11 protein-coding genes are annotated in these 10,178 nt (G+C 56.0%); 9 read left to right on the top strand and 2 right to left on the bottom strand.

Translation table 11 applies throughout. The annotated features are described in order from the left end of the window. Positions 1 to 44: 44 nt before the first annotated feature. Entirely contained in the window at positions 45 to 1,463 is a 1,419-nt protein-coding gene (locus Q0835_RS20750) for a methyl-accepting chemotaxis protein (protein WP_298964015.1), read from the bottom strand. 457 nt (positions 1,464 to 1,920) lie between these two features. Next, a complete protein-coding gene (phnF, locus tag Q0835_RS20745; RefSeq protein ID WP_298964014.1) occupies positions 1,921 to 2,661 on the bottom strand; it encodes a phosphonate metabolism transcriptional regulator PhnF in 741 nt (246 codons plus the stop codon). A 133-nt stretch (positions 2,662 to 2,794) separates the two neighbouring features. On the opposite strand from phnF, the gene phnG reads away from it, so the two are divergent. The 9 genes from phnG to phnN all read left to right on the top strand — a co-directional run bounded on the left by phnG (position 2,795) and on the right by phnN (position 10,048). Further along, on the top strand, positions 2,795 to 3,268 hold the full coding sequence (gene phnG / locus Q0835_RS20740) for a phosphonate C-P lyase system protein PhnG (protein WP_298964013.1): 474 nt from the start codon (positions 2,795 to 2,797) through the stop codon (positions 3,266 to 3,268). Continuing rightward, positions 3,268 to 3,900 (top strand): phosphonate C-P lyase system protein PhnH, encoded by a 633-nt coding sequence (phnH, locus tag Q0835_RS20735; RefSeq protein ID WP_298964012.1) that lies wholly within the window; start codon positions 3,268 to 3,270, stop codon positions 3,898 to 3,900. The genes phnG and phnH overlap by 1 nt, the downstream gene beginning before the upstream one ends. 3 nt (positions 3,901 to 3,903) lie before the next feature. Then, positions 3,904 to 5,028: a carbon-phosphorus lyase complex subunit PhnI gene (locus tag Q0835_RS20730; protein ID WP_298964010.1), complete on the top strand. Its 1,125-nt coding sequence runs from the start codon at positions 3,904 to 3,906 to the stop codon at positions 5,026 to 5,028. Beyond that, positions 5,025 to 5,954: an alpha-D-ribose 1-methylphosphonate 5-phosphate C-P-lyase PhnJ gene (locus Q0835_RS20725; RefSeq protein ID WP_298964009.1), complete on the top strand. Its 930-nt coding sequence runs from the start codon at positions 5,025 to 5,027 to the stop codon at positions 5,952 to 5,954. The genes Q0835_RS20730 and Q0835_RS20725 overlap by 4 nt, the downstream gene beginning before the upstream one ends. Then, complete coding sequence (phnK, locus tag Q0835_RS20720; protein ID WP_298816726.1) at positions 5,951 to 6,739, top strand: phosphonate C-P lyase system protein PhnK; 789 nt, start codon at positions 5,951 to 5,953, stop codon at positions 6,737 to 6,739. Before Q0835_RS20725 ends, phnK begins: the two co-directional genes overlap by 4 nt. 15 nt (positions 6,740 to 6,754) lie before the next feature. Next, positions 6,755 to 7,459: a phosphonate C-P lyase system protein PhnL gene (gene phnL, locus Q0835_RS20715; RefSeq protein ID WP_298816729.1), complete on the top strand. Its 705-nt coding sequence runs from the start codon at positions 6,755 to 6,757 to the stop codon at positions 7,457 to 7,459. Between the two features lie 123 nt (positions 7,460 to 7,582). Further along, a complete protein-coding gene (locus tag Q0835_RS20710) occupies positions 7,583 to 8,332 on the top strand; it encodes a DUF1045 domain-containing protein (RefSeq protein ID WP_298964008.1) in 750 nt (249 codons plus the stop codon). Beyond that, entirely contained in the window at positions 8,329 to 9,474 is a 1,146-nt protein-coding gene (locus tag Q0835_RS20705; RefSeq protein ID WP_298964007.1) for an alpha-D-ribose 1-methylphosphonate 5-triphosphate diphosphatase, read from the top strand. Before Q0835_RS20710 ends, Q0835_RS20705 begins: the two co-directional genes overlap by 4 nt. Then, positions 9,467 to 10,048, top strand: a complete 582-nt coding sequence (gene phnN / locus Q0835_RS20700) for a phosphonate metabolism protein/1,5-bisphosphokinase (PRPP-forming) PhnN (RefSeq protein WP_366142386.1) — start codon at positions 9,467 to 9,469, stop codon at positions 10,046 to 10,048. The genes Q0835_RS20705 and phnN overlap by 8 nt, the downstream gene beginning before the upstream one ends. Positions 10,049 to 10,178 lie beyond the last annotated feature (130 nt).

Raw genomic sequence — 10,178 nt, 5'->3', positions numbered from 1 at the left:
ATACATTTGCAAGATATGGACTTCAGAACCTGATCGTTTCAGACTTAATCCGATCCATCAAATGCCGGGACTGAACAGCTAACCTCCTGCAAAGAGGCTGCAAGTTCTTCGGTCGCGCTGGCAACGGTCTGAACATTGGTCGTTGCTTCTTCGGCAGCTGCTGCGACGTCACTCGCCTGACCGCTCGTGTCCTGTGCGGTCTGGGTCATCTGAGTGGCCGTTGATTGCATCGAAACCGTTGCACCCTTGACCGAGTTCAGCATATCGCTGATCTGAGCGCTGAACGTTTCAAGGAGTTCCGCAATACGCGCATTCCTCTTTTCGCGTTCCTGCTGTTCAGCTTCCTGGCGGATTGTCAGTTCCTGACGCTGGACCACAGAATCGCGGAACCCGGCCACGGATCTCGCCACATTGCCGATTTCGTCCGGGCGGCGCGCTTCGGCGAATTCAACTGACGTGTCGCCATCAGCAAGCCTGCCGGCGTCACCTACGAGACGTGCGAGTGGGCGCGTAATGCCGAAAGAAATGAATATTGCGAGGGTTATTGCCAGCACGAACGCAAATGCGGATGCGCCGATGATCTGCCATTCGGCGACGAATGCTTCGTGGAGCGTTTTTTGTCCAAGGGCACTGTTGTCTTGGACGGCACTTTCCTTGACTTGTGCAGCCCATCCGTTGACCTCAAATCCGGTCTTGTCGAGCACGCCTGTTCGAATTGAATTGCGCTCAACAATGATGTCATGAACGCGCTGGGCCGAAGACCTATAGTCCACGATCATGGGAATTGTAGCTGCCAAAGTTGCTTTGCGTTCCGGGTTTTCGATGCTGTTGTCCAGCAGGGCCAACTCTTGCTCTATGACGCCCATTTCCATCATGGCGCGTTCAAAGTCCGCCGTGTTGTTGGATGCAAGAAATTTTAAAACGTAAAGACGTGCCAGCAGAAAGTCCTGCGACGCTCTGGCCGCAAGGTTTGCGGTTTCGTAGTCACCATCTTCTGTTGCCGTCTCGTTTATGGAGGAAAGATTCTTTCGGGCTATTGGGCCTATCTTGTCGAGCTTGTCCTGAACAAGCACGTCGCGCTCCCGATACAGCGCTATGACCTGTTCAAGGCCGCCGGTAAAGTCGGTCAGACCGGATTTGATCTTTTGAACAAGTTCGACACGCACCGGGTTTCGAATTTCAACCTCGGCCGTTTTGATCCCGTCTTCCATCTGTCGAAGGAACTCGTTTGTGGCTTGAAGAGCCTCCTCTGACCGGGTCTGAATATACTTGTTGGTATTGACCAGAACCTTGGCCATATCGGCATTCATTTCGGATGCCAGAAGGGCGTCACCGCTCATGTCTTCCATGGCGGCAATGTCCTCACCGACCACCGACAAGCTGACATAGGCCCAGATTCCAACGGCGGCGATGAATAAAGCAATGAGCCCAAAACCCATCAGTATTCTATGCTGAACAGTCATTCTTCGAGCCTTTCCAGTCCCCACTTGCCGGAACGGATAGCGTTCAAAGATTTTACGTAAGGTAAAATACGTACTCAGACAGCATAGGCAGCAATACCAAAAGTTGTATTTGAGGCAAAATAATCGTTACAAATAAGAAGTGGAAATATTAGTGTATACATCGTAGTAAGAGACTGAATTAATTCAGAAATACACTCACTCATAAACATTGATTGTTTGATTTTGCTAAGACTGAAGGCCTTGTATCCTTCAAAACAGGTGGCCTATTGCCTTCGAAAACGAAAAGATATTTTTCCATGAAGGAAAAAATAAGCCGGGCTGAACTTCCCAGTTGAGTTTGGGGTAATCGGCGATCTGAAGGAAACCGGACGACACCAACCGTTGAAGGAATCGCATCGCGGTGTTTCCTGATTGGCTGAATAGGCCTGCTAGAAAAAATGAAAAGAGGTGTTCGCGCCTAGCCAGCGCCATTGACGACGAGCTGGATCCTGTCAGCTGGAACGCGCGCGCGGGTGTATTGGAGAGGCTTTCCGCTGTCGTCGAGATTCAGGCTTTCCATCACCATTACCGGCTGACCCAGGGCGAGACCAAGCTGGCGGGCGTCCTGAGCGTCGACAAGCTCGGCTGTTATGCGCGTTTCCTTGCGCTGGTAGTCTTCAATGCCGGCAGCCTTCAATGCCTTGGTGATTGATCCGTTTTCGGCATAGTCCGCAACAAGGTTGGGTACGCGAGACTGTTCGAACCAGCTTGTTGCGACAATCATTGGAGTTCCGTCCGCCACTCTCAATGTTTCCACCCTGATCAAGGGTTTTCCCAACGGTACGCCAAGTTGACTGGAAAGAAATGCGTCGGCTTCTTCGATGGCGGAGCCGATTAGTCGGCCGCTTGGTGCCCGGTGTTGTCCCGATACGATTTCCGAAAATCGAGTACGCGGGCCGATGGGATAACTGAGCGGAGCTGAGGCGACAAATGTTCCGCGGCCCTGGTCGGCCCGCAATATGCCTTCCGACGTCAGCGCAGCAATTGCGCGGCGAACGGTATGCCGGTTCACGCCGAAACGCGCGGCAAGATCGGATTCCGGCGGCAAGCGGCTGCCCTTCTCAAAGACACCGCCAATAATGTCAGCCTTGAGTGTTTCCATGATCTGTCGCCAAACCGTTATTCCGGCGCCACGATCAACTGAGCTGTTGTTCGTCATGCGAACGTCATCAAATTTCAGTAGCAATTAGTCAATCAGTTTATTTGTATAGACAAATAGACAAATTTTGCTTAAGCAGATCCTGCCCTGCATTTCTTCTTAGGAACCGCCCAACCCGACAAAGGCGCGCTTCATGACTGAAAACTCTTCTCAATCCAACACGGACGGAACGGTGGAAGCCCGCCGGAAAGTCATGGCAACGCTCGCTGCTGCCTCTCCCGAGGCTGTTGCGGAAAGATATGAGACGCTGTCGCCACCCGACTATGATCTTGTCCGTCAACCGGAAACGGGTCTGGTGATGGTGCGCGGCCGAATGGGGGGCACGGGCAGCCCATTCAATTTGGGTGAGGTGACAGTAACGCGCTGTGTCGTGCGCCTGCGAACGGGGGAAACCGGGAGCAGCTATGCACTTGGCCGAAACAAGACAAAAGCGCTGCAATCGGCAGTGATCGATGCACTTTGGCAAACAAGCGATGGCCGCGACAAAATTGAGATGGACATCATAAGGCCGCTCAATGGTTCGCAAAGCACGGCAAAAGAGACCGTCAAACAAGAGACTGAAGCGACCAAAGTCAACTTCTTCACCATGGTACGCGGAGACAACTGATGGACACTGCAATCGATGCAAGTGAGCACACCACCGCGCTTGCCGCGGGATTTCAGGATCCGGTGCATGATGCGCAAGAATGCTTTCGGGCGATCATGAATGCCATGGCGCGGCCTGGAACGGAGCAGCTGATCCGGGAAGACGGCTTGGTGCCGCCTGCCCCTCTCACGCCGACCGTTGCGGCCATTGTTTTGACGCTGCTGGATTATGACACACCCGTCTGGCTCGACAGGCCTTTGATGACGAGTGACGCGGTCAAGTCGTTTCTGCGTTTTCACACCGGCGCTCCAATTGTGAAGGAACCTGTCGAGGCAGCCTTCGCGATTGTTACAGATCCTGCTCATCTGGTGCCTTTGGCCAGCTTCAATCAGGGTTCCGCAGAATATCCGGATCGATCGACCACAGTGGTCCTGTCATCGCAGGAATTCGGCAAACACGCACCAGTGACGCTTGAAGGACCCGGCATCAAAGATAGGGCTGCACTGTCGACCGGTCCGTTACCACCAGTTTTCTGGGATCAGGTCTCGGCCAACAGCCGGCTGTTTCCGCGAGGTGTCGATCTGATCTTTTCCGGCAAGGGGCGCATTAGCGCCCTGCCCCGGTCTACCCGCATTCTGCCTTCGGAGGTTTGAGTCATGTATGTTGCCGTCAAGGGTGGCGAGAAAGCCATCCGCAATGCTCACAAGCTGACCGCAAAACGCCGGCGCGGTGATACCTCTGTTCCCTCGCTGACACTCGAACAGATTGCCCAGCAGCTCAGCCACGCTGTTGCCCGTGTCATGGGAGAAGGGTCTCTTTACGACGAGACACTCGCGGCCCTGGCCATCAAGCAAGCGCGGGGTGATCTGATCGAGGCTGCCTTCCTGATGCGGGCCTATCGCACGACGCTGCCACGTTTTGGGTACAGCAAACCGGTCGATACCGCAGAAATGCTGGTCGAGCGCAGGATCTCTGCAACCTACAAGGATCTTCCCGGCGGGCAGGTGCTCGGTCCAACCTTCGATTACAGCCACCGCTTGCTCGACTTCGCCCTAGCGGCGGAAGACGACAGTGCAGAGCCTGCCGTCGAAACGTCACCGCCTGAGGACGTAGCAATGCCGCGGGTCACGGACCTCCTGGGCGATGAAGGGCTGATGGAGCCGGACCCAGTGTCAGACGAGACGGCTCCTGTTGGCGATCTGACGCGGGAGCCACTGTCGTTTCCGGCAGACCGGGACCTGCGCCTTCAGAACCTTGCCCGGGGCGACGAGGGTTTTCTACTGGCGCTCGCCTACTCCACGCAGCGCGGCTATGGCCGAACGCACCCCTTTGCCGGAGAAATCCGCTATGGCGAGGTCGAAGTTGAGTTCTTTGCCGAAGAGCTGGGGTTTGCGGTCACGCTCGGGACCATCAAGGTCACCGAATGTCAGATGATCAACCAGTTCAAAGGCTCGGCCAAGACAGCGCCGACTTTTACGCGGGGTTATGGTCTCGTCTTTGGCCAGGTGGAACGCAAGGCCATGTCCATGGCAATGGTCGATCGCTCCATGCGCTTTGAAGAATTGGGCGAAGAGCAGGTCGCGCCGGCACAGGATGTCGAATTTGTGCTGTCTCACTCCGACAACATCCAGGCAACCGGATTTGTCGAACACCTGAAACTGCCGCACTACGTCGACTTTCAGGCTGAACTCGTCCTGGTGCGCCAGATGCGTGCCGAATGGTTCGAAAAACGCCGGCAGGAAGAAGACAGCGGCGATGCTGCCCAGGAGGCTGCGGAATGAACGATACGGCTCAGATCTTCGACCAGGGCGAGTACAATTTCGCTTACCTGGATGAACAGACCAAACGCATGATTCGGCGAGCGATCCTCAAGGGCATCGCCATCCCCGGATATCAGGTTCCTTTTGCCTCCCGGGAAATGCCGATGCCGTATGGCTGGGGGACGGGTGGTGTCCAAGTGACGGCTTCGATACTGGGCAAGGACGATTGTCTGAAGATGATCGATCAGGGTTCGGACGACACCACGAATGCGGTCTCGATCCGTGGCTTCTTTGAAAAGACGGCGGGTGTCAGAACCACCTATGAGACCTCTGAAGCCACCGTCATACAGACACGGCACCGGATACCGGAAAAGGGATTAAGGGAAGACCAGGTTCTGGTTTTTCAGGTGCCGATCCCCGAGCCGCTTCGGTTCCTGGAGCCTCGAGAAACCGAGACCCGCAAGATGCACGCTCTTGAAGACTATGGTCTGATGCACGTGAAGCTTTACGAAGACATCGCGAAAAACGGCCATATTGCTACGACCTACGCCTATCCGGTGAAGGTCAATGACCGCTATGTCATGGATCCTTCTCCGACGCCCAAATTCGACAACCCGAAAATCGACCAGATGCCGGCGCTGCAGCTTTACGGCGCTGGCCGCGAGAAACGGATCTATGCAATCCCGCCCTATACGAAGGTGAAGAGCCTGGACTTCGATGATTATCCCTTCGAAGTTCAAAAATTTGACAAGCCCTGCGGGCTATGCGGTGCGGAAAATGTCTATCTCGACGAAGTCATCCTCGATGACCAAGGCGGCCGGATGTACGTCTGTTCCGACAGTGACCATTGCGAGGAACGCCGTGCGAACGGGCATCTTGGCCCGATGGCAGCCGACCCGGCAGCCACACACTTCGCCGGTGGCGCATCAGAGGAGACGGTTCAATGAACGTGTTCCAACCCGAAGCCCCTTTGCTGCAGGTTCATAATGTCACTCGATATTATGGCGACAGGATCGGGTGTCTGGACGTCTCGTTCGATCTTTGGCCCGGTGAAGTGCTGGCCATTGTCGGAGAAAGCGGTTCCGGCAAAACGACTTTGCTGAATTGCCTTTCAACGCGTCTTGCGCCAACCGCAGGCGCAATCGAATATCGCATGCGAGATGGCGCTATGCGCAATCTCTATCAATTGACGGAAGCCGAGCGCCGTCTGCTGATGCGCACAGACTGGGGCTTTGTGCACCAGAATGCGGCTGACGGCCTGCGCATGAATGTGTCTGCCGGCGCGAATGTCGGTGAAAGGCTGATGGCCGTAGGTGATCGGCACTACGGAAACATTCGTTCCACGGCAGATGACTGGCTTGGGCGTGTCGAAATCGAGAGTGACCGGATCGATGATGACCCGCGATCTTTTTCCGGTGGGATGCGTCAGCGTTTGCAGATTGCCCGAAATCTGGTGACACGTCCCCGGCTGGTCTTCATGGACGAACCGACAGGCGGGCTCGATGTTTCCGTCCAGGCTCGTCTGCTTGACCTTTTGCGCCGTCTGGTGGCTGATCTTGGCCTTTCCGTGGTCATCGTCACCCATGACCTTGCCGTTGCAAGGCTGCTCTCGCACAGGATCATGGTCATGCGCCACGGCAATGTGATTGAGGCCGGGTTGACGGATCAGGTTCTGGACGACCCGCGCGAGCCGTATACGCAGCTGCTTGTCTCTTCCATTCTTCAAGTCTGAACGGGGTCAATTCCAATGGCTGTTCGTCTCTACCTTAACAGTGTCGGCAAGACATTCACCATGCACCTGCAAGGGGGCACTGTCATTCCTGTCGTCGAAAAGGTCGAATTTTCGGTCGATGCCGGCGAATGCGTCGTGCTGGGCGGTCCGTCCGGTGCCGGCAAAAGCTCAATCCTGAAGATGATCTATGGCAACTATCGTTGCGACCAGGGCCAGATTCTGGTGACTGTCGGTGACGAGATTGTCAATGTGGCCGGCGCCAAACCCCGCGATATCCTGAAACTGCGTAGCGATACCATTGGGTATGTCAGTCAGTTTCTACGCACGATCCCCCGTGTTTCAGCAGAAGACGTTGTTGCTGAACCGTTGATTGCGCAAGGTTCAAGCGAAGAGGAAGGCCGAGACAAGGCCAGGACGCTCCTGGCGCGCCTGAATGTTCCGGAACGCCTTTGGACCTTGCCTCCGGCAACCTTCTCGGGCGGTGAGCAGCAGAGGGTCAACATTGCGAGGGGTTTTATCGCGCATTATCCGATCCTGCTGCTCGATGAGCCGACAGCGTCACTCGATGCCGCCAACCGGGCGGTGGTCGTTCGGCTGGTGGAAGAGAAGAAAGCACAAGGCGTCGCTATGGTCGGCATTCTGCATGATCAGGATGTGCGTCAGGAAATCGCCGACCGCATAATAGATGTCACGTCATTCAGTTCCGAGGTGGCCGCTTAGCGGCCATGGGAAAAAGGTCAAAAAGGCGGTCTGGACTTGCGGGCGGGCGACAATTGTCACAGAACGGTCATTGCCCACCGGTAGGCCGTCCGCAGCCACCCGCCTTTCACATGATTGTTCACCATGCGCTATGCAATTTATTTCGCCGCTACGGCCGATGACAGCCTGATGCTCCTAGGCAATGCCTGGCTTGGCAGGGACACCTTCACGGGAGATCCATTGCCACAGCCCGGCATCGAAGGATTGTCTCAGGCTCGGGTTGCCGAGCTGACATCCAGTCCCCGACGTTACGGCTTTCATGGGACACTAAAAGCGCCGTTCTTTCTGCGCGAGGGTGAAACGGAAAATGACCTGGTGAGCGCTTGCGAAGACTTTGCAAGCAGCATTGCACCTTTTGAAATCCAAAAACTGGGAGTCAACAGGCTGGGAAAGTTTCTGGCACTCACACCTGACCAGGACGAACCGGATCTGAAGGCCTTTGCCGGGTTGTGTGTCCGTCACTTTGACAAATTCAGAGCGCCACTTTCCGATGCCGATCTGGAGCGGCGCCGCAAGAGCGGCCTGACCCCGAAGCAGGACGCTTACCTGCAAGACTGGGGCTATCCATACATCTTCGATGAATTCCGCTTTCACATGACGCTTTCGAACAAACTCGACGCGGAAAAGGAAGCGGAATTTCTGACAGAATCCGCGTGCGCCTTCTTCGCAAAGGTGACGGGAAACCGCCGCAGATGCAGTCATTTCGGGCTTTATGTAGAGCCTGAACCCGGGGCACCATTTCAGGTACAGAAAATCTTTGAACTCACCGGCGGCACCGCGCCGTGCAACGTCCAGTTTCCCGACGACAGTCTCACCCGCAAGGAGAACGTATGAGCACGCAGCCCAAGGTCTTCAAGAACGCCAAACTTGTTCTGCCCGACGACGTGTTGGACGGCTCGCTTCAAATTGACGAAGCGGGACTGATCGCCGGCGTCGCGTCTCCGACCGAAACAGACGGCCACGATTGCGACGGTGACTATTTGCTTCCAGGCCTGGTCGAGCTGCATACAGACCACCTTGAAACACACTATGCGCCCCGTCCGAAAGTTCGGTGGAACCCGGTTTCAGCCGTTCAAGCGCATGACGCGCAAATTGCGTGCGCGGGCATTACGACTGTTTTCGATGCGTTGCGTGTCGGCATGGATGAAGACGCTGACCTCAGATATCCGGATATGCGCACGCTTGCGGATGCGATCGAAACCGGCCAGCAGGAACATCGGCTGCGCGCCGATCACTTTATCCATCTCCGCTGTGAAGTCTCGGCACCGGATGTGCTCGAGGCTTTCAAGGTCTTCGAAGATGATGACAGCATTCGCTTGATTTCCTTGATGGATCATACGCCCGGGCAGCGCCAATTCGTTTCGCTCGATGCCTACAAGATCTACTATCAGGGTAAAAAGGGCTTTTCGGACGAGCAGATGGAAGAATTCATCCGCCGGCGTCAGGAGCGTGCCAGTGGCCTGGCGCCCGAAAACCGGCAGAAACTCTCGGAAATTGCCCAGGCGCGGGGTATCGCCATAGCAAGTCATGACGATGCAACGCAGGATCATGTCGACGAGGCGATTGAGCTGAAAACGAAGATCGCTGAGTTCCCGACCACGGTTGAAGCGGCAAAGGCCTCGCATGCCGCCGGCATGGCGGTCCTAATGGGCGCGCCCAACGTTGTCCGGGGTGGCTCACACTCCGGCAACGTGTCTGCGAAGGAACTTGCCGAAGCCGGTGTCCTGGATGTTTTGTCCTCCGACTATGTTCCAGTGTCCCTTCTCCAGGCTTCGTTTCAACTGGCGGAAGAGACTGAGAGCATCTCTTTGCCCCAAGCGGTTGCCATGGTGACATCGACGCCGGCCAACGCGATTGGATTGTCTGACCGGGGTGCATTGTCGCCAGGTCTGCGGGCGGATCTCATTCAGGTGAAGATGGTCGGTAACATTCCGATTGTCAGGGGCGTATGGCGCGAGGGCCGGCGGGTTGCCTGACCTGACGGTTGAGGATGCCGGACTCGGCCCAGGCCGCATGGTTTTGGTCGTTGGGCCTAGCGGCGCAGGCAAAGACACGCTTATGGCAGCCCTCCATGAACGCTTGAAGTTCAGACGCGATGTGGTGTTTGCCCGTCGTGCCATCACGCGCGACGCCGATCCGGAAGCAGAAGACCACGATACGCTCAGCCGGGACGAATTCGACCGCCTTGTCGACACGCAGGAGGTCGCCCTGTCCTGGGAAGCACACGGTCTGGGCTATGTCATTCCAAAATCTTATGATGAGGCCATCGCCCAGGGCGTGACGGTGATTGCCAACGGGTCCCGGAAGGTTCTCGAGCAGTCGGCGCAAAAGTATCAATCGGCCATCGTTTTTCTGATCACGGCTCCAATTGACGTACTGGCCGAGCGGTTGTCCGCGCGCGGGCGAGAAACCAAAGACGATATCAGGCGGCGGCTTCAACGGGCAGATCTAGAGCCAGACTCGCTCGCGAATCTAGTCCGAATTGAAAACACGGGCACAGTCGAAGATGGTGTCGCCGCTATGATGAAGGCGCTGGGCTACCAGGCGTGATTTCGCTTTGCTTTGAGCGGCACCGTTGAAGGAAGGCAATTCCGCAGCTTGCTTGACTCCTTCCATCGTTTCAGGCATAGACCCGCCAACTCCATTTGAGTGACTGAAATTCGAACTGCCGACCGGGACC

The organism is uncultured Roseibium sp. (assembly GCF_947499295.1).
GTDB lineage: Bacteria > Pseudomonadota > Alphaproteobacteria > Rhizobiales > Stappiaceae > Roseibium.
The sequence above is the reverse complement of the archived record's forward strand: the minus strand, read 5'-3'. Positions and strand labels throughout refer to the sequence as shown.